This is a genomic window from Corynebacterium sp. zg-331, assembly GCF_014267345.1.
Classification (GTDB): Bacteria; Actinomycetota; Actinomycetes; order Mycobacteriales; family Mycobacteriaceae; genus Corynebacterium.
The window spans coordinates 56665-78725 of sequence record NZ_JACMYD010000005.1; the positions used below are offsets into that span (position 1 = coordinate 56665).

Below are 22061 nucleotides of genomic sequence, written 5' to 3' on the forward strand. Positions count from 1 at the left end.
CCTCAGAAAACGAAACCCAAGCACGACTACCCCTCCGTGAGCATCTCGAAGGCGGATTCCATATCGCCATATTCCCGCATGAAGCTATCCGCTTTTCCGCTCGCAACGATTCTTCCGTGCGCGAGGAATGCGACGCGATCCGTCTGCATGACATCCTCGGCCACGTGCGTGCTCATCACAATGGCCGTCCCCGCCGCTGCCCGTTTTTGCAAAATGGACATGATCGATCGCCTGTTCTTGGGATCCAATCCCGCGGTCGGTTCATCGAGCAGCAGCAGCGAGGGATCGTGCACCAGCCCGGCGGCAATCACCAGCCTCCTGCGCAGTCCGCCGGACAGATTGCCGGCCTTATCGCCACCGCGATCCTCCAGACCCACCTGCCGCAGGGAACGGGCGATGGCCTCCTCCCTATCGGCGCGCTTCACGCCCCGCAACCAGGCGACATCGCGCATAATGGACTGTACTTTCTGCGATGAATCGAAGGGAAAATCCTGGGGCACCCATCCCACGGAGGAGCGAATCCTCCGCACCGATCCCCCATCAAGGTCCTCACCGGCCACCACCACCGTGCCGTCATATCCGGAGGTCACCTCCGTGGCCAGGATCCTCATGAGGGTCGATTTTCCCGCGCCGTTTTCACCCAACAGAGAGACCAGCCCTTCTTTATGGGAAAAGCTGACCCCGTTGAGAACGGGCCGAGAGCGAGAATACCGGTAGTGAAGATTCTCCACCTCGATCATCGCGGCCTCACCTAGCCCAGCCACGCACTGGCGGAAACGATCCTGGACCAGCCACCACACTTGGTAGAGAAGGACACCGTTTCCCCAGGACCAATAGACTTCCGCACATGCGGGTTGTGCCAATTAGGCTGGCAATCAACGTACAGATTAGCAGTGGTCACCGATCCGGTGGGGTTATGGCAGATGGCGGTCACCCCCGAATTATCATTATTAAGCGCCGTTTTGCAGTTTTCATCCGCCGACGCCGTGGCGACCGTCATGCCGCCGAGAGAAATGAACGCTGCCGCAAAAGCGGCAGCGGCCTTACGAGATATGCGCATAGCACCCTCCCATATCCTTAGTGTCCGGCATTACCATTTAGTAATTCCGGACACTAAGCTACACCCCTGCGGGTTAGCTGTAAAGAGCACGCCAAAAAATAGGCACTAAAGTATATTTGTCCCCGTAGCCCCTACCCCGTCAAAGAAAGCAGAGGCCATGACCGCTTGGCAGAAACTCCAGTCCCGCCCCACCGACCTCGACCTGCGCGAACTCTTTCGCGATCCCCAGCGCGCCGCCAGCCTCACCTTCGACGCCGCCGGCCTCCACGTCGATCTCTCTAAGAACCTCATCGACGCCGCCACCCTCAGCGACCTGCTGACCCTGGCCGAGGAGTCGGGCGTGCGCGAACGCACCGAGGCCATGTTCCGCGGCGAGCACATCAACACCACCGAGGATCGCGCCGTGCTGCACACCGCGCTGCGCCTGCCCGCCTCCGCCGAGCTCACCGTGGACGGCCAGGACGTGGCCGCCGACGTCCACGAGGTGCTCGGCCGGATGCGAGACTTCGCCGCCGGCCTGCGCTCCGGGGCCTGGCGGGGCCACACCGGGCACACGATCAAGAAGGTCGTCAACATCGGCATCGGCGGTTCCGACCTCGGCCCCGCGATGGTGACCCGGGCCCTGCGCCCCTACGCCACCGCGGGCATTACCGCGGAGTTCGTCTCCAACATCGACCCCGCCGACATGGCGGCCACCCTCGACGGCCTCGATCCCGCCTCCACCCTCTTCATCGTGGCCTCCAAGACCTTCACCACCCAGGAAACCCTGACCAACGCGGCCGTGGCCAAGCGGTGGATTCTCGACGCCTTCGACGGCGACGAGGCCGCCGTGGCCAAGCACTTCGTGGCGGTATCTACCAACGCGAAAAAGGTCGCGGAGTTCGGCATCGACACCGCCAATATGTTCGGCTTCTGGGACTGGGTGGGGGGCCGTTATTCCGTGGACTCCGCCATCGGGCTTTCCATCATGGCGGTGATCGGCCCCCGGGACTTCATGCATTTCCTAGAGGGCTTCCACGCGATGGACGAGCACTTCCGCACCACTCCGTTCGAGCGCAACGTGCCAGTGCTCATGGCCATGCTGAACGTCTGGTACTCCAACTTCCTGGGCGCGCAGACCCACGCGGTGCTGCCCTATTCCCAGGATCTGTCCCGTTTCCCCGCGTATCTCCAGCAGCTCACCATGGAGTCCAATGGCAAGTCCGTGGACCGCCACGGCAACCCCGTGGCCCATGACACCGGGGAGATCTTCTGGGGCGAGCCGGGCACCAACGGCCAACACGCCTTCTTCCAGCTCATGCACCAGGGAACGCGGCTGATCCCGGCGGACTTCATCGGCTTCGTTCGCCCCAAGGAGGGCGATGAGGCCATGCACGACCTGCTCATGGGCAATTTCTTCGCCCAGACCAAGGTGCTGGCCTTCGGCACGCAGGGTGAACTGCCCGCACACCGCGTCATGCCGGGCAATCGCCCCTCCACCACCATCCTAGCCGAGGAACTCACCCCCCATTGCCTGGGCGCGCTCATCGCCCTCTACGAGCACATCACCTTCGTGCAGGGCGTGGTATGGGGCATCAACTCCTTCGATCAGTGGGGCGTGGAGCTGGGCAAGAAGCAGGCCAACGAGCTTGCTTCCGCCGTCTCCGGGCGCGTGGAGCCCGATACCGGCGATTCCTCCACCGACGATCTGATCTCCTGGTACCGCCGCCGCAAGTAGTGCCCCCAGTTATAGGACCAGGTCGCGTACCGCGGCCTGGCCAACGGGCCTTCGGGCAGCGTGGCGAGGGTGGTGCCGTCCCGGAACGTCCATCGACACACTCCGGAGTGCGTCATGAACATCCTAGCCTCGTCGAAAGTCAGCATGTTGTGGTGCTTCCGGCACAGGCAGGCCAGGTTAGTCAGCGCGGTCGGGCCGCCCACCTCGTACTCAATGACGTGGTGCAACTCCGTGCGCTGCGCGCTACACCCCGGGTAGCGGCAGCCGCCGTCGCGCAGCCGAACTGCGACCGCGAGCACCTCGGAGGGATCGTGGCCGATCGACTCGCGCACCGTGCTTAAGTCGCGGCGATGCGTAATCCGCCTCGCCCAGAATCTCCCCTGCGCGGCCACGAGATCGCCCGCTCCCACCATGTGTACCGGGCCGGTACCGTCACCGAAGAGGTGCAGGGTCACCCGGAACTCCCCCGCCTGCGTGGCCAGGTGGAACAACGCCTCAGAGAGACAGCAGTCTTCCCGCCGAGCGATCGCCGCGAGCGCCTGATAGACCGCGTGTGCCTGATCCCTCGGCAGACGCAGATCAAAACGGGACAGCCCCTCGCCGTGGCGCAGCACCCGCCGCGGGGCTTCTCGTGCATAAAAATTCGGTAGTAGGGAGTCCACAAAGGAACGCAGGCGCCGCACGATGGCGCGTCGGCTGGGCAGAACCTGCATCGGTACCTGCGGGGTGAGGTAGTCGGACAGGTGAGCATCGACGGCCGCCCAGTGCTCCTCCGGCACTCCGCGCAGGCTTAAGGCCACGCCCACCACCCGATCCATGTCTAGCAGGCCCGCACCGGCAACTTTGGCGTAAAGCCTCGGTAGCTTGTGCAACACGGCAGCTGCATAGATGTGATGGCGCACCGAGGCTGGGCTGCACCCCATGCGCGGAGCCAGGGACTCCACGACCTGGCTAAACTCGTCTTCCTCCAAGTCCGGTACCATCGCCTCCCACAGGGCTAGATCCTCCTTGTTCCGGCTCATGTAGCGCCGGGCCATGGGATCCTCGGGTGCGGCACACAGGTAGCACGGCGTATCTAGTACCAGCCGGTGCGCCAGCGCGGTATCCAGTGCCTCGTCGGCAAAACTAACGGTCATCGTGTCCCCCTCGTGAGCGTTCCCCTGCCCACAAGAATAGCACCTTCTCCCGCACCGAACAAACATACGTTCGATGAACATCCTTGCCCACCCTCCGCGATATGAGCCAGCAGGACGTCCCCCGAGTTGCCCCCGTTCACAATCCTCTCGTTCCGGATTGCGCTTTTCCAGATCACGGGTATTCGTCACCTGCAGATTTCCCGTTTGCGCAGGTCAAGGCCATACGTCAAATGTGACTAAAATGGGAAAAATGGTCGCTATGGAGGCTCGTGCGGGATTTTTGCGGGATTGCACGAGACGTATAGCGGCTGCTCTAGCCTGGGATCATGCTGCTGATCGACGCCGATAATGGCCACTGGCAAGCCGTCGACACCCCCGCCGAGCTGACCGCCACGCTGATTGCCCGCCTGCCCACACCCTAGAGGGCGGTGACCTCGCCACGCTCACCGCTCTTGCGGTGGGCTGCCAGCCCGGCGACGTCATCATCGAGGACGTCGCCCAACCTCGACAGGCCAGGTGAGATAAAGGTCATATCATATCAAGTTGGCATAAATATACCCAGTTGGTATATACTAGGGGTACAAGCAAAACAGAAAGGAATAACAAAATGAGCACCTACTTCCGTATCCAGCCCGCCGACCGCCCCAACATCCTCAATCCCGAGAACCAGACCTCCAGCTCCTGGAACGACCTTGGCGACGACGACCGCATCCGCCACGGCGTGAGCGTCTGCGACTCCCGCGAAGAACTCGCCGAATATCTCGCCCAGGTCGCCATCCCCTTCACCGACACCTGGGAGCTACTCGAGGTCGAGGGCCATGACTCCGGCGACACCGACGAAGATGCCCACCTCGGCGCTCGACTAATCATCCCGACTGCGATCGTTGCCCGCGAGCCCCTCGGTGAGAGCTTCGCCGAGGAAATCATGGACGCATACGAAGCCCTCGCCGCCTAACACCAGCCCCACCCAACCCGAATAGGAGCACCCCAATGACCACCTGGACCGACCTCATCACCCGCATCGCCACCACCAATGACCTCGACTACGACGTAGCCGAAAATCTCACCCAGGCCTACGCAGATCAGCTCCACGACCTCGACGGCACCACCATCGACGAGGACAACATCGATGACGACACCGCTGGCTTCCTCGCCGGATGCGTAGCCACCAGCCAGGAAGACCGCACCGTCGTGCCCCTGCAACGAGTCGAGGAGCACGCCGAAGAGTACCGCGCAGCCGCGCAGACCGCCCAGGACTACCGCAGCGAGCTTGAGAAGGCGATTCGGCACGCACGCGCAGAAGGAGCGACCTACGCGCAGCTTATTGCTGCCTCCGGGCTGTCTACCTCTCAGATACAAAAAGCTGTCCAGGCCGGCAATGCACAATGACCGCAGTGTGTAAAGTCCCCGGATGTCACAAACCCATCTTCACCAAGAAATCCGGTCTATGCGGCACCCACTACAAGCAGCAGCGCAATGGCCGCCTTGAAGACAGTGCCCCACCGCCGGTAGGCAGCCTTGACGGCTATGGCCTCTATGGGATTCTTGACGATGACGGGCAGACGGTGCTGTGCCACGAGTGCGGGTTTCGCTACCCCGCCCTGGGAAATCACGTATTCGCTGTCCATGAAATGACTGCCCGTGACTACAAGGTAGCCCACGGGCTGCCAAAAACCCGGTCGTTGAACTCCACAGCGGTAAGCAAAAAGCAGTCCAAGCGAGCAAAAGAGCGCGTGGGCTCTGCTGGGTGGAAGGCCTTTGAGGCGCGTCGTGATCCTGTCATGGCGTCGCACTCTCGTGATGAGGAAGCATTCAAGCTCCCCGCTGCCCGGGACTTTGCCATCGCGGCATTTACGCAGAATCTCACGTCGGCGGGCCGGGCTGCTAAGAAACACACCTGCCCTATCTGTGAAGCCTCCTATACGGGCTCAGGGGCGACATGCGGTGATGAAGTTTGCCGTCGTTTAGCGCGCGAAAAACCGCTCGATCTGGATGCACTTATCGAGCGGGTCTACCTCATCGAGGTAGAGGGCTGTTCGTATTCTGAGGCAGGGCGCAGGCTCGGAATTAGTCATGCCGCAGTACGCAACTCCTACCTACGGTATAAGCGCCGCCTAGAGAATCAGCGTGTGATCGCCCGAAGAAAAGGCCCACACCAGCGTAGCTGCGTGGTATGCGGCGACCCCCTTTACAATAATAATCCCCAAGCGACGTCTTGCGGTGATCCCGCGTGCAGGCGCTCCCTGTTGCTGAAGAACACTCAGATTAATGTAGAGGAGGCTCGCGCCCGGGTGCAGCTTATTGATGTTGAGGGGATGACGTTTATGGCTGCTGCGCGCAAGCTCAATATGAGCCACCAAGCATTGAGAAGATCTTACCGCGCGTACAAAAAGCAGCAACGTGATTTAGTATTGATTAACCACCGACGCTTCATCAACGACCTACCCGCCCTGGACTCCATACACCCTAGCCCGCCCCCCTTAAGAGGCGACTAGGACACATCGCCGCGCAGCTCCTCGGGCACCGGCGGGCGGCGAGCCACCGGCACCAGGCCACGCAGCCGGACGATATAATCCACCGCCGCACGATACCGCTCCCGCCAGGAGCGCATATCCTCCTCCACCTTCGCCAGAGCAGTACGCAGAAGCGTGGTCTCCTCCTGTAGCGCCTGGATACGCGCATCACGCTCCTCCAGGCGCTCATTCGTCCACTGCCGCATCTCCGCCACCAGGCCCCGGTACTGCTCAGAGACGGACTTCTCCTTAGCGCCACGGCTGGTGACCCACGACCCCGCCAGACCAGACAGCGCAGTCATGACGACTCCCGCAAAGGCCAGTATTGCTGCGGTCATAGGTCAATCGTCTCCTTGGCCTCGCCCGAATCCCCAGTATGTCAGGGCCACAACCATAAAGTAGGTCAAAGCGCTCGCGTAGCCGCGTGAGGATTCATGGAGTGCCCAGGCAGACAGGTACAGTAGCCCCCACAGGAAGTGCAGCGATACGCACACGCCGACAGCGGGGGCGAGTCCACGGCGCGTCGCTAGGCACACGAGACAAAACGCCCCAGCCGATAGCCACACGACCGCCCATACAGTCAGCGGCAGCACGCCCTCTAGGGCGGGGATGCGATAGTCAGCGGGCACCGCTGTCGGCAGGTAGCACACGCCACGCAGCAGCACGCCTACCGTGAGGATCAAGAGCCCTACCCACCGGGAGCGCAGGATCAACTCCACCGGGGGCCTGTGCATCACCCGCTGACACATCGCCTACCCCTCCTGACCGCGGAGGCCAGACACAACCGCAGCGGTCCCAGACTCCCCCACCCCCGCAGACGCGATCGACGTCAGCACGGAGATCACCGCAGCGGTAGCCGCAATACCCAGCGCCTCTACCCAGGCGATCTCATAGATCGGGGTGCCCACCGCAAGCACCGCAATCAGCGCCTGAGCCAGCGTCTTGATCGCCCGCTCAGCGGTATCAGTCCAAAAGCTCCTCGTTCGCATGTTTCCCTCCTCCTTGTAACACCGCATGTAGCAGCGTCGATATGGCTCGTGAAACCATCATCGGAAAGGACCCATTATGAGACTCAATCTGCGACTCGCCACCGCCGCCGTAGCCGCCACCACCGCACTGAGCAGCACCGTCACCGCCGGGGCTACCGAGATCAGCTCAGAAAGCTCTGCAGAGGACTTCCTCTCCCCCGTGCTGATCTATGAGGACCTGCCGGAGCCAATTCGTGAGGGCATCGACGCCTACGGGCGCATGTCGGTACTCCTCAGCGGCCCCGGCACTCTGGAGCAGAAAATGGAGCCCCTGACGGACTACGCCGCCAAGTACTTCCCCCTCCTGGCCTTCTAGGCGGCCTTAACGGCGCGGAGCGTGGCTACCTCGCCGCGCAGCGCCTTGACTTCAGCAGCGAGGGCACGCTGCTCGTGGATCGACACAGCCAGAAGCTCTACGAGGGTACCCCTGTTCAGGTTCTCATCACGCTTCCGGGCGGCGTCCACGAGCCACGGCACCTCCCAACCCTGGTCCTTCGGGCCTCGCAGCTGCGTGCGGTTATCCGCGGAATCACCGGCGGATGCTCGGGCCGCGAGCTTTGCCTCGTTGAGTGCGGCCGGGCCGTCCTTGTCGAATCGGCAGGTCATAGCTTCCTCTCCTTTTGCGGCATTCGTGCCGCTTACGTGTTGCTGTACTTTCTGAATGAAAATATCCCAGGGGAAATTCGCCCCAGGATCGGTGTGGTCAGTTTCGTGCCACGCCGCGGCAGCATCACCGTGTCCAGCGATACCACGCTTGCCCGCACGCAGGTCGGCCCCATTGATCTTCACTGCGGGAATGCCGTAGCGCTTGCACCAGTCCGCTACCACTGCCGCGCCAAGCTCCAGCTGGTGATCGGCTGCCAGCCAATCACCCCGGCGGGACGAGGCGTAGGCCAGGAAGCTCAGGTGCAGCCCCCTCCGGTTGGCGGTGTAGCCCGCGGACCACGGGGCATAATCATCGTCATTGGCGCGTAGCGTCCGATTCGTGCCCACCAGAATCGTGTACGAGCCAGTCCTGGAGCTGTTCTGCCAGTCCGCCCGGGATTCTAGATCATCGCCACGTGGGCACTCGTAGGTGTGGATAAATACCGCCTGGCACCCTTTGGGGTCACGCCAACCAGAATCATTGCTGGTCAGACGAGTTACGCTCGCCTGGAATTGATCTATCGCCATATTCTCCTCCTTCCTCCATGAGGAAACCCCACCTGTAGGGAGGCGGGGTGTTCTGCGACACGGCTCTAGGCCAAAATCTTTAGCGGGCCTCGGAATCCATAAACGCCGTACCCCGAGGAAATCGAGACGGACTGGCTAGGGTCTGCCTTATGGGCCGGGTTGGGCGCATGCGGCCACGAGGACAGGTGCAGGAAGGCGTTGGACAGCGTGCTCTTGGGATGCAGGCTCGGAGCATACATTGAGGGGAGCAGAGTGTGCGGCACCATGAGGTATTCGCGCGACCATAACGTGTCCGGACGGTCGGCGATCTGACACACCGCGCCCAGCGGGGACACGTAAGAAAGCACGACCTTGCCGCCGATGACCTGAGCATCGATCTCGCCGATAGGCCAACCCGCCTTGGGGGTGATAATCGGCGTCGGCGGCACATGAATTTGCCACTGCCAGCGCCCGCCCGTATGCGCCCAGAACTCCCAGGCTTTATCATCCGTGAGGCGCGTCCAGTGCGCGCGCCGCAGGTAGATACCCGCCTCGCGGCCCTTCTTCCGCCCTTCGGGGGTTCCAAAAACATAAACGTGCTCATCGCCGGGCACCATCACCATGCTGGTGTTCTGGAAGAAACGCTCCCAGCCGGAATTCTCCCACTGGTAGAGGCGTCCCAGGTTATTTGCGTGGCGGCATTCCTGCCAGTTCTCCGCGTGCTGCTCATTCGACCAAAACCACGCATTTCCATAGGTGGTGCACATATCTTGGTCGCCAGATGTGACCCACTGCCTCACACGGAATCCGTTACCCATGTAAATCCCATTCGGGAGCTGAATCACGTCGTTGGGGATGATGGTGAAGGCGTCGAAGCTGCCCGGGCGCGGCGCGCCATTTCCGATACGCCGGTAGGGCCACACTTCCTTGGCTCGCCCACCGCCGACAGCATTATCCCACTTCGGGCCGCCCAGGCCAAGGCCGTTGAAGGAGCTGGTGCGTAGGATCACCGGGGATCGCCAGCCGCGGCCCTTGGCGCTGTCCGGGTCGGTGGCATCGAAGGTGTCTCCGAAGATCGCGCCGACCCACTGGCCCTTACCGCCGGTGAAAAAGTACCCGAGGTCGGTGCCTAGGAATCCGAATCGTGCCGTGGGCTTGATGACGTTGCCGGTCAGGGTGTCCCAGCCCGCCGAGAGTCCTGTAGGGACCATTACCATGCCAGTACCTCCTTAAGGTATCGAGGAATACATACAGGGCTGACCCTACGACGAGATCAAAACACCAGTTCGATTCACGACAACGCCCCCGCCCTTTACACCGGGAAGCGGACATTCCCCTTCAAAGAAGAACCATTCGCATCAAGAAGGAACTTCGGATTCGCAGGAATACCAGTATCGGCCCGCGTGCGCCCATTCCACAGTTGGAAATGCGACTGGAGGAGAAGATTTCCATTACGGGGCACCATGAACCGCATTTCGCGGCCACCGGCAGAAACTAGTGGGGTTACATCCATGCCGAATTGCCCTGCGGCAGACCAATAAGAACCCACCCCAACAGCCTCCATACCCCCAGCGGGGGCCTGCGGGAGCTGGATACGTAGCGCCCCGCCCCGCGAGGATGCGGAAGCGCCCCAGCGAATATCAAAAAAGCACTCGAAAATGCCTCTATCCACGCGGTGACAGTATCGAAATGCCCCACCACTGCCTAGACCCATCGTGCCGTTATCCTGGAGGGTCAGCCCCGTGGTGGACCATGCAGGCAGCTGGTAATCTCGCCCCGACTCCCCCGCCGGGCCGCGTTCACCTGCAGGACCACGATCCCCAGGATCACCCTTTGGCCCAGGATTACCCTGGAGGCCCCGCGCTCCCTGCAGACCTTGTGGGCCGCGCTCTCCAGCGGGGCCGCGCAGTGACCCAGTACGTCTCCAGACCATCATCCACCTCTAGCTGCTGACGTAGACGATGCCCGTGGTGGTGTCCATATAGCAGTCCCCGGGCTGCGTCTCTGCGATCGCGCCCGGTGCACCATCGCCAAAGAACCACCGAGAACCACGCTCACCTGCCGGACCACGCTCCCCGGGATTGCCCTGCTCACCGCGCAAGCCACGCTCTCCAGGAGGGCCGATAGGCCCTCGATCGCCCTGCTTTCCGGGAGGGCCCTGCTCTCCACGCGGGCCAACGAAGTCTACGCCTGAACCTTCCTCCGGGAAGTGCTCTCCGCCCCAGATGTACAGGTCACCGTCTGTATCGACAATGTAGCCGGAGCCCGCATCATCGGCGGTGAGGTTCTTTGGCAGATCCGCGTAGCGGGCTACCTGCCCGGCAATGCTGATCCCCTTGCCTGCAGGGCCTTCCGGCCCGCGCTCTCCGGAGGAGCCTGCAGGACCGCGTTCGCCGCGCGGCCCACGCTCACCGGGAGGGCCTTGCTCCCCGCGGGGACCGCGGTCCCCGGGGATGCCCTGTGCCCCTGGTTCGCCCTTCGGCCCTTTGAGGCTGCCACGTTGTATCCATGCCATAGTTATCTCCTATGTCAGCTCGTAGATAATGCCGGTCAGTGTGTCGATCCAGGTGTCCCCAGGCTTTGCTCCGGGCACAAAATCTGGGGGTTCCCCTGCGCCGTACCAGGTCGCCGGGAACTCGTTTGCTGGGCCGACTGGCCCTTGTGGCCCTTCCGGGCCGCGCTGTCCCATCGGCCCAGCCACGGGGGTTAGAATCACATCCCCGGCGATCATCTGACCTCCAGGGAAATCACCTATTGACGGCATTGCTGCCGCACCTCCAAACTTTAGTCACGTGACCTCTGGCTAGAGTTTCCCATCCTGCTCCAGTATCAACTTCGATAAGCGCCACGGCACGATCCGTCACCCTATCGACAATCTCCGGCGGCACAATAATTTGTGCCCCATCCTCAGAAAAGACGAAATCTTGAGTATGGTCACCAAGGCGAGCGCGAAGCCCTGGAAGCTCTCCTTGTACGTGAAATGTCACGCGGAACGCTCCCCCAGGAGTAAGCACAGGTTCCCACCTGTACGGGCCCCATTCCATTGACGTCATGGCAGGGCATTTCCGATATGTGTGCCCGCAAAAGATGTATTCCCTACGGGCCATCCAGGTTCAGCAGCCCAGGTAATCGACCCGGTTAGTGGGAGCTTAGGCATCTCCCATACCGTTAAGTTCCAGCGATTAGCCTCCCTATTAAAGTACCACTGCACAGAATCCCGTTCATTGCGGGAACTGGATTTGACAGGAAAGACCCCCATATAATCCGCCATTGGGAAAAATCCACTTAATGCCGCTTGCCTAAAAAGTACAACTTTACTGGCAGAATACGGGTGCTCATAACCTTTAAGACAAAGGGTAACAAGATCACCCACTCGCCTTATGTAAGCATTTCCCATGGCGCCGCTACTATCCCGCAAGCTAGTTATGTCATACCAGCCAGAATCCTGCACAGACAAACCCTTTAGCTGGTCATCGACATACCCCTTCGTCGCAACCGACCCTCTTGTCTTGGGGGTTTTCGCACATAAATTACCCGATCCATCAAGCCGAACTATACGCTTAGCGTAAGTAGCACTCTGCGAACTTGCCTCCGCATCAACAGTATCGGTAATATCTGCACTCACATGTGTGTGTGCCAGATTAGCCTTTTTATCCACATAGGATTTAGGCACAAGAGCGCGGGAATTATCCGGCTCGCCGTACACGAAAATGTAGCCCTCACGGCTCGTTTTCACGTACTTATTCCCGAATCGCTCCTCCCCAATATCCCAAGTCGCATTATCCACCACCTGCGCCACAGCCTGCTCAGACTTAACCTTGGCAGCTTGCTCCGCGAGCTTGCGGGTACGGTCCACCACCGCAGGCTCCCATACTGTCTCCTCCTCCACCAGACGGAGAAAATCGGCATCCACCCCATCAGGGACATTCACTTGAAAAAGATGCTGTGAGTGCGGGGCAATGATACGCACCCGCGTAGGCCCAGGCTCCACGTCCACACGGAATGACCCCCCAGTCATCTCCACCACCACAGGATCAGACGTGATCACCGCAGACATGCCCGCCCGGTAATAGGCACTAGATACCTCCACCCGCCCCTCCATCGGCAGGCCATCGGTACGGGTGATAGAAGCACTAATTGTCGTCACAGTGGCTCCTCCTATACGTCCACAGGGTAGGACAACTCGAAGGTATAGATTGTTCCGGCTGACCAGCCCCCCGGATTGTGGGGCAACCCCGTACCCGCAGCACCAGTGCCCGGCGCGGAGGACTGGTGGATGCCCAGCCGCGCATCATCTTTATTCAGCGGAGCCCAGATAAGCCCGCGCGTCCAGCCAACTTTGATGAGCAGCTGTGCAGGCCAGTCCGCTGACGTAGAGCCGCCATTACTGCGATCCCAGTAGATGTGCCCTTGATTCCACACATCGGATTGCCAGTCCGCGCACGGCAGCGGCAGGTCAATCGTAAGCGGTCCCGCACCGAATTGGTTACCTGTGCCGGTACGGATCGACACCATGCCCTTGAGCCACCCATCGGTGACCACATAGCGCGCGGAGACCTGCGGAGCATTACCCAGCCCCACCAGCTTCCCGCCGGTGGGAGGATTTACAGAGTCCTGATCGTAGAACCGCAGCGTAGGGTTCCAGGTCTTGTACGGATTGGCCTGGGTGCCAATCGCCCGCCACGCACCATCATCATCCAGGCGCTTCGTCTCCGTGGAGCGATCCGTGGCGATCCACGTCCCTACACGCGCATCCAGGTGTTGTGCGTTGGCAAGGCCATTCGCGGTGACCCGGTAGGGGCCGCCGTCGCCGCCCCACATCCGCATATCCAGCAGAGACTCCACGGTGGAGCGCCCCGCAGTAACCCGCACCAAGGCCAGCAGCGCATCGTAGCGGGTCCCCGGAATGCGGTTGATCGACGTGGCGCGCCCGCTGCCGCTGGTCACCGCTGAAGGCGGCGAGCTCGCCGTGCCCTGAACAGCCACGACATCAGCGGTAGACTTCTGCCAGTCGATCCGCAGCACCACCGCGTCCCACCTAGAGCCCGAGGACGGCGCGCTGATCGTCACCGACTCCGTGGACGTGGAGTTGATGCGCGCCCCGGCGGCGAACCCAGCCCCGGCGGCCACGCTAATCCGCAGACCCGACCCCGCCGAGGGTTTGAGGTCATTTGGCCCGTCCACCTTGAATCGCGCCGTGACCGATTGGGTCATATCCGCGTACTGGCTCGGCCCAATCGTGGTATTCGCTGTTCCCAGCACACTCACCGCCACCGGCACCCACCTCCTAGTCCACTCTGTCTGATCTAGCGCCTATCATCCGGCGTTCCAACCTTCGGGGAGACGGTCAGCGACACAGGGGTTAGCTCCACCACTACCTCCGTAATTACCTGCTCCACCCGCCCCAGCTCTGGGATGTCCAGCTGCACATAGTCCCCCACCTGGTACTGGCGAGGATAAGCCCCATCGGCGCCGAACTCCCACCCCGGCCCCGGAGAAACAGTCACCTGCGTAGAAGTAGTAGCCTCCGCCCCCTCCAGCGCGCGGTTACCCACATCGGTGAGATTATCCTTCTCGTCTCGCTGCGCCGCGGTCACCTCCCGGCGCGCCCACGGTGACGGCACGGGCGCATACCGCATCGGGTACATACGCTGAGCAATTCCCTCCCCACGATCCAAGATGATGACCTGCGTTGCCGACGGACGCGTATTCTTCTGCTCCCAGGAGGCAATATCCTCACCGGCGACTGACCACACCAGCCCATCGACGTGGCGCAGCGGCTCCACCTGTGCGTACAGTACTGGAGCTGTGGGCAGCTGCATACCACCCACCGGCGGGTCACCCGGCAGCCACCCATCCAACCGCAACTGAAACCCTGACTCCCGCAGTACATCCTCTACGAGGTCGGCGGTGGTATCTAAGCGAGCGCGGACAGTGCGCTGCGGACCACGCCCCAAATCTGGTGGTACTACGATGGGGTGCCCAATACGGTCTGAGCCGATGCTCACCAGCCGCTTGACCACCGTCTCCACTGGCCCAGACAGCGTGTAGTACTCTGCGGATTCCTGCTGAGAGAGTGGCTTATCCGGCACCGGGGGGATGTGCTGGGCGTCTAGCATCGACCATCCAGAGGCCGTGGTGACCCGAATCCTCGGGTCATGCGGGGCTGCATCATCGGTGTAGGCCACCGTCTCCACCGGCACACCAATGTGGCGTAGGCCGTTGAAATGTGCCACCAGGAGGTACTGGCCATCGGCGGGCAGTAGCAGTGCCGTTGTCGCCGTCAGCGGGGCTTCTAGCACGCACGTACCCGCGCCCTTGAGTGCCCAGGTGACCTCCACGCGCTCTGGCATCTCCACCCTGCCGACTGGGCCGGTACCGTCATGCGGCCACACCTCAACTACTAGCGGGTCGTATTGCACCCCGCGCGGGGTTTGATACATCGTGACCATCGCTTACTCCTTCCTAGAACGGTCTGCGGTACTGGGGGCGACCGCGAGCGATGATCCGGCTCCCCGCGCTCATCCCCTCCGCGGCGGCCACCAGCGGCACATCCACACCGACCGGCACCGGCGCATAAGCGCCCGACACCAGCCCAAATCGGGACTGGCCGGAACCAAGCTCGGTGACGGCGCGGCGGCCGGGCTCCGTAGTGATCTCCACGACCTCGCCCGCGGGGATTGCGCCGCGGTAGGCCAGCACCGAGTCTCCGATCCCTACGCGAGGGTTGCTCATGGGGCCGACGAGCCGCCACGTTAGCCACATCGCCCCCTGGCCCCGGTTAGTGAATGTCGCGGTGCTGCCCTGGTCTACCTCCAGCTCAGGCTGAGAGATGTACAGCGGCCACCCGTAGCCGCGCGTCCCGAAAAACGGGGTCCCGGCGCTCGTGTTCTGGCGGCCACCCACCACACCGATGCCGAAGGCGGATTCTTGGCGGCGGCCCTGCCACATCGCCGTGGACCCGGCCAGCAACCATGCCTCCACGCGGTCTGACTCCTCCCGGAATGGCTGCCCAGGATCGTAGGTGAAGCTGGTGCCGGGGGCGGCGCGGAGACGGCACCGCATCTCGCGCACCTCCCCGTCCGGGCGCGTCACCCGCAGCACACCCTCCTTAAACGGGGAGTTGGCCTCGCTCCACCACTCATCCGCCAGCGCATAGTACGGCTGCCCGGTCAGCCCATCGCCCACGAGGACGCGCAGCGACGGCTCCGCACGCTGAATCTGCGCCCCCACCCACAGCGTGCCGCCACGCGCCCACTGGTGCTCCACGCCCGAGACCTCCAGGCCCTCCTGCCCCAGATCAAGCAGCACGCCCTCCTCCCCAGAGGTGAGGTTCCAGATTTTCCCGCGCGGGTCGATCCATTCAATCCGCAGGTGCTCCACAAACCCTGTCACTGGTCGCCCTTCCTGATCCTGTTCTTGAGCTGCATCTCCTCCATGTCACGCACCGGCTTGGACATGTCCGCAGCCTGGTAGGTATCGATGTGGATGCTGTAGTCGCCACCGGCGCCGCTACGGCCACCGGCAGACGCGCCGACCGCCGCCACCGCGTGCGCGTCCGCCCGGTACCCCGCGAGGTTGCGGTGTGCCGCCGCCGCCAGCTTCCCCGAGGCCGCCGCCGCGTCAGCAGCCGTATCCTCGATACCGCCCGCAAAGTCCTTGCCGAGCGCACGGCCCGAATACAGCGTGTACCCATGCCCCGAAAATGGCCCCTTCTTCGCCGGAGAGAACGGGAAGAAGTTTCGCGCCGCCTGCACCGCTGACTTAGCCGCATCCGCCACCGCCCCGATCATGGACTTAATGCCGTCGATAAAGCCCTGGATCACGGCCTTACCGGAGGCCACCAGCAGGCTGCCCATATCCCCCAACGCAGAGAGAACTTTTCCAGGTAGCGATCCCATTAGGGAAACCACAGTGGAAATACCGGAGGAGAATATCGCAGTAACCATTCCCCATAAATTATTTATCTGTGAATACCAGGTGGATACTAACGAACCGATAATAGCCAGCAGTCGAGAGACGAATCCCCCCACTGCAGCTATCACCGTAGAGATCATGGACACAAACCCTGAGATCACCCCGGCCACCAGTGAGGCGATCAGGCCCAGTACCGAACCAACGAAGCCGACGATCTCAGCCAATAGCGCGATAAATCCGGCGGCGACCTGCACAAGAATGGCGATCAGCGGAGCGATGGCCGACACCACCGAGGAGAAAATGCTAATCAGGGAGGACATCACCGGCAGCAGCGAGGTGACCACGGGCATGAGCGCGCTGATAATCACCCCCGCCAGCTGGAAAATCGCGGCGATGATCGGGGTGAGTGCCACCACGACCTGCGCGATGACCTGCACAATCTGAATGATGATCGGCACCAGCGCGGCGACCACGGGCATCAGCGCCCCCATGAGGGTCTGTACCAGCTCCATGAAGATCGGTACAAGCGGCATGATCGCCTCAACGACCTGCATAAACGCGGCCTTCATCGGCTCCATGACACCCGGCACGGTCATCATGGCAGCCACCAAAGCGGCGATACCGGCCACGACGAGCGTCATAGGGCCACCGAGCAGGCTCACCGCTGTACCGACCATCTGGATGATAGGGATGATCTTGGAGAAGCCCGCGAACGCGGCCACCACAGCCACAATCGCGGGGATCGCCGCAGTCAGCACACCACCGAAGCGCTCAAGCAACCCCGCCCCGATACTCAACGCAGAGGCCAACACACCGCTGATTTGGCCCGCAATCTGCCCCAAAGCGGGCAGCAACGGAGCCGCAGCCAGCAACACGGAATTGAGTGCGGAGCCGAGCGGGGCGGCTCCCGCCGCCGCGTTCTGGAGGCCCTGGCCGAGGCCATCGACTACAGCAGACAGCCCCGGCCCGAGGGCCTGGATCGTCGCGGCTATCGCTGGGGCGAGGGTACCACCCACAATCTCAGCAAGCTGTCCGAAGATCGGCAGCAGCGTCCCCACGGCAGCCTGCATCGCGGAGAAAAAGCTCACCAGCGTGGAGAACCCCTCGGCCGAGTTCACCCACCGGTTCGTCGCCTCAATCGCCTGACTGATGGTGCCCAGCAGCGGCGCACCGGCGGCGTTCATGGCGGCCCAGACCCCGGAGATAATACCCCCGAGCTGCTGCATGACCGCCCAGAACTCCTTCGCTTTTGCTACCGCATTCTCGAAATATGCCTGGAGGCTACCATCCTGGAAACCGGCCACCATGCGATCTGACCAAGCGGCCGCGGCCTGGTTAATGTGCGCGGTCAGCCGCTCAAAAATAGGGCCTGCTGCTGCGCCCACCGCGATGATTCCCCGGGTCAGGGACGCAAACGCGAAGCTGAGGTTAGAGGCGGAAACTTGGGCCGTCCCGATGAGCTGAGCAACCGCGCTAAGCCCAGTGCCCTGGGAGACGAAGTCCACAAGACCAGCCGCAGCTTTACCCATGTCAGCAGCAACGACCTGCATGGCCAGTCGCAGCGGCTCCACGAACTGATTAAGCTGCCCAAAGTTGGATAGCGGCTCCCAGAACGACTGCTTAATGTCGTCGCCCATGCCCATAAATGACGCTCGAAGGCCACGCAGCGACAGGGCCGCTTCCTGCGCCGCCGGAGGCAGCTCCCCGAGTGCGTCGGCTAGATCCTCTGGGGTGGCGGCGGTGATCGCCGCCCCCATGCCCTTGAATACCTGGACGAGCGCACCTATAGACAGCGCTGTCGCGCCGATGGCAGCTGGGCTCATCGCCGCGGTGAGCGCGAGGACGGGGCCGAGCGTACCTGCCGCCGCAGAGCCGATAGCAGCGATAGCCGGAGCGATGCCACCGATAGCGACCTTGGAGGCCGCCAGCATGCCCATTGTCGCGGGCAGAGCCGTGAGATGGGGCAGCATACTAGAGCCAAAGAAATGGCTCGTTGTACGCATAAGCGCCATCGTGGCGAGCAGGCTCGTCTTGTCTACCTTGAGCTTGGCCCAGATCGTCAGCCCTGTGGATGCGGCCTTGGTGGCGGCGCGCGCGGCTATCGCCAGCCCCATTGTGTTGGGCCGCATTTTTACATCGATCTTGCCCGATGCGGCTTGTGCGGCGGAGACCGCGCGCCGGACCGAGGTGATCAGTTCGGCTTCACGGGTGTCAAACCCGATGCGCACGTCCCCTGCGGCGGCCTGGGCGGCCTGTATCGCCGTGCGCACGGCTGCGGTGAACCCCGATTGGTCTAATTCAAGGTTCACCTGCAGTCGATTTTGGCGCTCCATGCGCTCCAAGAACCGCTTAAGTGACGCGGCAAAGTTCTTGGTATTCGGCATGATGCGGATGTTTGCCGCACCAATCGTTTTCCCCATTTCCGCCACGGGCCACACCTCGCACAAGATCGTCTAATCTAGGGATATCATTTCCCCTACGGCAGCAATCTTGCGCCACGCTGTGCGCTTCTTTTTCAGTTTGCGACGCTTCTCCGCCGCCGCCCCCGGATAGTGCTTCCACTCCCGGAAATCCGGCTTGCGTTTCTTCTTGCCTTCCGCAACCTTCATGGCGCGCATGGCCTCCACGGCATTGCGGAGATCGAAAAGCAGCCAGTGAGCTTCTGACCAGCCGCGTCCGGACTCTTCGCCCATTAGGCGCGCAGCGTAGCGCGAGGTGGGGGGTAGCCCTGCGATGAGCAGCAGCACCTCCGCCGGGTGCCAATCAAGCGCTACCTGGGATAGCCTCAGCCCGTAATGCTCCTGAAAATCAGGCACCAACGCGGAACCGTAGCGCTCAATCTGCTCATGCAGGGCCGCTAGTTTCCCAGAGCCTCGGAAGCTTTACTAAACGCGAGCATCACCGCGGATTCGCCCTGCTCCTGCTCGATGAGCCACGCTTCCATCGCGTCCCTGTCCTGTGCCATATCCAGCACAAACGTTTCGGCGGCCTCGATCATGTCCGCGACCTCACCCAGGTGATTGAGGAGCACACTCTCGTCCACCCCTTCGACCCTGAGCGCATCTACTCCCTGCGCGCGCTGAGCAATGCTCGCCACCTGTGCCTTGATCTTCGTGCGCTTCGACGGCAGCAGTCGGGACAGCTCCTTTAACGGCGGCATGGATTCCACATCCACGCCCTCAGCGGCCTCAGCGGGCAAGAACTCCGGGCCCACTCCCGCCAGAGCCGGGGCAGCATCGGTGATGGCCTCCTGTTCAACATCGCGCGGTGTCTCGGAAGGTGCGGTGATATTCGACATGTTTCTGGTTTCCTTTCTTGTGGAGATAAAAGACGGGCCTTTACCCACGAGAATCATCCCGCAAGTAAAAGCCCGACCGCCTGTTCTGCGCCGTTTTTACGACCCCAAAGTCGGCTTAGTTGGGATTGCCCCCAGACGCCCCACACTCATCTTCTTCTTCCCTGTCATCGTCAAGATAGTGTACTTAATCGGCATGCCCGCGAAGCTCTCCGGGTCAAACTCAATGCCACCTTCTGGGGCGGAAGCAACCTTAGAAAGGTGGAACACGAGGAAGCCCTTGCCGTCCATGATGATCACCAACATGGCCGATTCGGTGGCGGTATAGACATCCGGCACTTCAAAATAGCCGTTCTTGTTCACGGTGCCGGGGCCGAAGCGGTGCTGCATGGGCTCCTCGGACCACTGGATAGGCGTCACAGTGATGGTTTCCGTCACCTTCGTGGCCGTGGTGCGCAGCGAAGGATTCTCCCAGGAGCCCTTCTTTTCGCCACCCTCCACATCCGCCTCGATATTGGGCAGCTCCTCCTCTGAGGTGTGCCCCAGCGGGTGGTAGGCCCCCAGGATGCCCTTCGCGCCGCTACTGATCCAGGTCTGTATCGCCGTCAGCTCCGGCGGCTCAGTACCTGCCTCTGCGATCAGCACCGCACCCCGCCCGGGGATAAAGACGGCATTATCGTCGTAGTACTGCGTTTCAGCCATTGCTCCTCCTGACAATCATGCTGTACGTCGAGGCCACCATCTGCGCACCGCTGGGATTATGAGGCGGCAGCTCAGCTGGCTCGCTATCGCACCTCACGCTAGAAAAATGCACGCCACAGGCATCGCTCAGCGACAAAATCCCGTCCGCTAGGGCCTCGTGAGCTTCCATGACCTCATCCCAGGAGGGGCCAGTAGTAGACAGCGCCACCACCGCTCGGAACGCTAAGCGAGCACCCGGCAGAGACATCGCAGGGCGTAGAGACACCTGCTGGACCACCGTCACCGTCTCATCGGGCCGGTACGTCGCATCCCTGCCAAGCTCCACGGCCGCGCCCGGGGCGACCGCGCGTAGCGCGTCCCGGATCACCAGTGCCAGGTCGATTCGGTTACTGCCCATAGAGCGCCCCCAGAAGGTTAAATTGCCCCGGCACCCACACGCCCGTGGATCCGTCCCGTTTCTCCGTGAAATGCCCGTATTCGATCGGCAGCGCTGCGGCGTGGTCGTTGTACACCACCCGATCTGTCACCCCGCGTCCTTTAGGGCTTTTGCTGCGCGCTGTCTTGAAGTTCCCGGAGTACTCGCCGGTGTCGCGGTGCCTAGCCGCCCGCGCGGACGCCGCCACACACAGCTTCTCCGCAGCTTCATCCATAATCGCGTGATTGCCTGCCATCCGCGCCATTTGTGTGCCCGCGCCTTTGTACACCTCAGCCATCGCGCAGTCCCCTTTTCACGCCCGCTTGGCGCAGCGTGACCACATCGCGGGCCGTGCGCCGCGACCCACGGTGCCGCTTCGGCTCACCCACGACGTTGTAAAGCACACCCTCCGCGTCCATCACCTGCGAGAGATCATCACCCGGGAAACTCCGGCAGTACAGGCGCTTCGTGTTGAGTACCTGCGTCTCCCCGGCGGCCGCCAAGGCCTCGATGTCCTCGGTGCGGGACTGCTGGATACGGCCCCACACCGTGACCCGCCCAGTCTCCACAGCCTCCATCCGCCCACGCACGCCCTCACGACGTTCCCGAAGGATCACCGTGACCTGGTGGTGCGCGCCCTGGAGATTCCTCAGCATCAGACCACATCCTCCCCGTACCACGGGAACCCGTACTCGGAGCCGTCGGGCACGTAGCCGGTGCGCCGTATGCCCGTATCACCCCGATAGGTGCTCAGCGTGGATAGGCCACGCACGCGCTGTACCGCGCGGTGATCCTCCAGCACCGCCACTTCGTTTGGAGTAAAAACATCTGCTTTCGTCACAGACGAATCTAGGCCATAGGAGTAATCACCCTCAGCCTCGCGGGTCATCCGGTCGGGATTCACGTACAGGCGACGAGCCGCCAGCGCGAGCACCGCCATCACCCCCGGTGGCACATCCAGTGGATCAGCCCACCGCCGCCGCGTGATCGCCAGCGCCGCCGCCGAAACGATCTCGATAGCCCACACCGCCAGCCCCTCATCAATCGGGCCATGGTCCGAGGTCAGCGACCGCTCCAGATCCACCACGTCGAGCAGCCTTACCCGCTCTACCATGTCCATCTCTCC

23 protein-coding genes and 1 pseudogene are annotated in these 22061 nt (G+C 62.3%); 5 read left to right on the forward strand and 19 right to left on the reverse strand.

All coding sequences use genetic code 11. From position 1 onward, the window contains the following. Window positions 1-26: 26 nt before the first annotated feature. Window positions 27-800 (reverse strand): ABC transporter ATP-binding protein, encoded by a 774-nt coding sequence (locus H7347_RS07135; RefSeq protein WP_152822741.1) that lies wholly within the window; start codon window positions 798-800, stop codon window positions 27-29. Window positions 801-1217: 417 nt separating this feature from the next. Between H7347_RS07135 and pgi the strand changes: the two genes are divergently transcribed. Continuing rightward, the gene (gene pgi, locus H7347_RS10780) at window positions 1218-2777 is read left to right on the forward strand and encodes a glucose-6-phosphate isomerase (protein WP_152822742.1); all 1560 of its coding nucleotides are present in this window, start codon (window positions 1218-1220) and stop codon (window positions 2775-2777) included. Between the two features lie 152 nt (window positions 2778-2929). Here pgi and H7347_RS07140 read toward each other — a convergent pair. Beyond that, window positions 2930-3994 (reverse strand): annotated as a pseudogene (locus H7347_RS07140) (DUF222 domain-containing protein); the annotation flags it as partial. A gap of 526 nt (window positions 3995-4520) precedes the next feature. Between H7347_RS07140 and H7347_RS07145 the strand changes: the two are divergent. The 3 genes from H7347_RS07145 to H7347_RS07155 are packed head-to-tail and all read left to right on the forward strand — an operon-like array spanning window position 4521 to window position 6408. After that, window positions 4521-4868, forward strand: a complete 348-nt coding sequence (locus tag H7347_RS07145) for a hypothetical protein (RefSeq protein ID WP_152822746.1) — start codon at window positions 4521-4523, stop codon at window positions 4866-4868. Window positions 4869-4903: 35 nt separating this feature from the next. Beyond that, window positions 4904-5302 carry a hypothetical protein gene (locus H7347_RS07150; protein WP_152822748.1) on the forward strand — a complete coding sequence of 133 codons (399 nt, stop codon included), beginning with the start codon at window positions 4904-4906 and terminating at the stop codon, window positions 5300-5302. A 5-nt stretch (window positions 5303-5307) separates the two neighbouring features. Then, window positions 5308-6408: a MucR family transcriptional regulator gene (locus tag H7347_RS07155; RefSeq protein WP_186337353.1), complete on the forward strand. Its 1101-nt coding sequence runs from the start codon at window positions 5308-5310 to the stop codon at window positions 6406-6408. Here the strand turns inward: H7347_RS07155 and H7347_RS07160 are convergent. Further along, window positions 6405-6764, reverse strand: coding sequence for a hypothetical protein (locus H7347_RS07160; protein ID WP_152822751.1), 360 nt, complete (start codon window positions 6762-6764; stop codon window positions 6405-6407). The two genes, H7347_RS07155 and H7347_RS07160, sit on opposite strands and share 4 nt — an antisense overlap. A gap of 414 nt (window positions 6765-7178) precedes the next feature. Continuing rightward, entirely contained in the window at window positions 7179-7415 is a 237-nt protein-coding gene (locus H7347_RS07165) for a holin (RefSeq protein ID WP_152822755.1), read from the reverse strand. 76 nt (window positions 7416-7491) lie between these two features. Here H7347_RS07165 and H7347_RS07170 point away from each other — a divergent pair, with 76 nt between their 5' ends. Next, window positions 7492-7770: a hypothetical protein gene (locus H7347_RS07170; RefSeq protein ID WP_152822757.1), complete on the forward strand. Its 279-nt coding sequence runs from the start codon at window positions 7492-7494 to the stop codon at window positions 7768-7770. Here the strand turns inward: H7347_RS07170 and H7347_RS07175 are convergent. The 15 genes from H7347_RS07175 to H7347_RS07250 all read right to left on the reverse strand — a co-directional run bounded on the left by H7347_RS07175 (window position 7767) and on the right by H7347_RS07250 (window position 22049). Beyond that, window positions 7767-8627: an N-acetylmuramoyl-L-alanine amidase gene (locus H7347_RS07175; protein WP_152822759.1), complete on the reverse strand. Its 861-nt coding sequence runs from the start codon at window positions 8625-8627 to the stop codon at window positions 7767-7769. The two genes, H7347_RS07170 and H7347_RS07175, sit on opposite strands and share 4 nt — an antisense overlap. A 65-nt stretch (window positions 8628-8692) precedes the next feature. Then, on the reverse strand, window positions 8693-9817 hold the full coding sequence (locus tag H7347_RS07180; RefSeq protein ID WP_186337354.1) for a DUF4185 domain-containing protein: 1125 nt from the start codon (window positions 9815-9817) through the stop codon (window positions 8693-8695). A 731-nt stretch (window positions 9818-10548) separates the two neighbouring features. After that, window positions 10549-10707 carry a hypothetical protein gene (locus H7347_RS10600; protein ID WP_222129918.1) on the reverse strand — a complete coding sequence of 53 codons (159 nt, stop codon included), beginning with the start codon at window positions 10705-10707 and terminating at the stop codon, window positions 10549-10551. 948 nt (window positions 10708-11655) lie between these two features. Beyond that, window positions 11656-12753, reverse strand: coding sequence for a hypothetical protein (locus H7347_RS07195; RefSeq protein ID WP_152822763.1), 1098 nt, complete (start codon window positions 12751-12753; stop codon window positions 11656-11658). Window positions 12754-12764: 11 nt separating this feature from the next. After that, entirely contained in the window at window positions 12765-13820 is a 1056-nt protein-coding gene (locus tag H7347_RS07200) for a hypothetical protein (protein ID WP_152822765.1), read from the reverse strand. A gap of 92 nt (window positions 13821-13912) precedes the next feature. Further along, complete coding sequence (locus H7347_RS07205) at window positions 13913-14959, reverse strand: hypothetical protein (RefSeq protein WP_186337356.1); 1047 nt, start codon at window positions 14957-14959, stop codon at window positions 13913-13915. 112 nt (window positions 14960-15071) lie between these two features. Continuing rightward, window positions 15072-16001: a hypothetical protein gene (locus H7347_RS07210; RefSeq protein WP_152822768.1), complete on the reverse strand. Its 930-nt coding sequence runs from the start codon at window positions 15999-16001 to the stop codon at window positions 15072-15074. Continuing rightward, entirely contained in the window at window positions 15998-18952 is a 2955-nt protein-coding gene (locus tag H7347_RS07215) for a hypothetical protein (RefSeq protein WP_152822769.1), read from the reverse strand. The genes H7347_RS07210 and H7347_RS07215 overlap by 4 nt, the downstream gene beginning before the upstream one ends. A gap of 24 nt (window positions 18953-18976) precedes the next feature. Continuing rightward, window positions 18977-19339, reverse strand: a complete 363-nt coding sequence (locus H7347_RS07220; protein ID WP_152822771.1) for a hypothetical protein — start codon at window positions 19337-19339, stop codon at window positions 18977-18979. Between the two features lie 41 nt (window positions 19340-19380). Then, on the reverse strand, window positions 19381-19821 hold the full coding sequence (locus H7347_RS07225; protein ID WP_152822773.1) for a hypothetical protein: 441 nt from the start codon (window positions 19819-19821) through the stop codon (window positions 19381-19383). Between the two features lie 96 nt (window positions 19822-19917). Further along, a complete protein-coding gene (locus tag H7347_RS07230) occupies window positions 19918-20520 on the reverse strand; it encodes a hypothetical protein (RefSeq protein WP_152822775.1) in 603 nt (200 codons plus the stop codon). Beyond that, window positions 20513-20917, reverse strand: coding sequence for a hypothetical protein (locus H7347_RS07235; RefSeq protein ID WP_152822776.1), 405 nt, complete (start codon window positions 20915-20917; stop codon window positions 20513-20515). Before H7347_RS07235 ends, H7347_RS07230 begins: the two co-directional genes overlap by 8 nt. Beyond that, on the reverse strand, window positions 20907-21233 hold the full coding sequence (locus H7347_RS07240) for a DUF5403 family protein (protein ID WP_152822777.1): 327 nt from the start codon (window positions 21231-21233) through the stop codon (window positions 20907-20909). The genes H7347_RS07235 and H7347_RS07240 overlap by 11 nt, the downstream gene beginning before the upstream one ends. Then, entirely contained in the window at window positions 21226-21591 is a 366-nt protein-coding gene (locus tag H7347_RS07245) for a hypothetical protein (RefSeq protein ID WP_152822779.1), read from the reverse strand. The genes H7347_RS07240 and H7347_RS07245 overlap by 8 nt, the downstream gene beginning before the upstream one ends. Further along, window positions 21591-22049, reverse strand: coding sequence for a hypothetical protein (locus H7347_RS07250; protein WP_152822780.1), 459 nt, complete (start codon window positions 22047-22049; stop codon window positions 21591-21593). The genes H7347_RS07245 and H7347_RS07250 overlap by 1 nt, the downstream gene beginning before the upstream one ends. Window positions 22050-22061 lie beyond the last annotated feature (12 nt).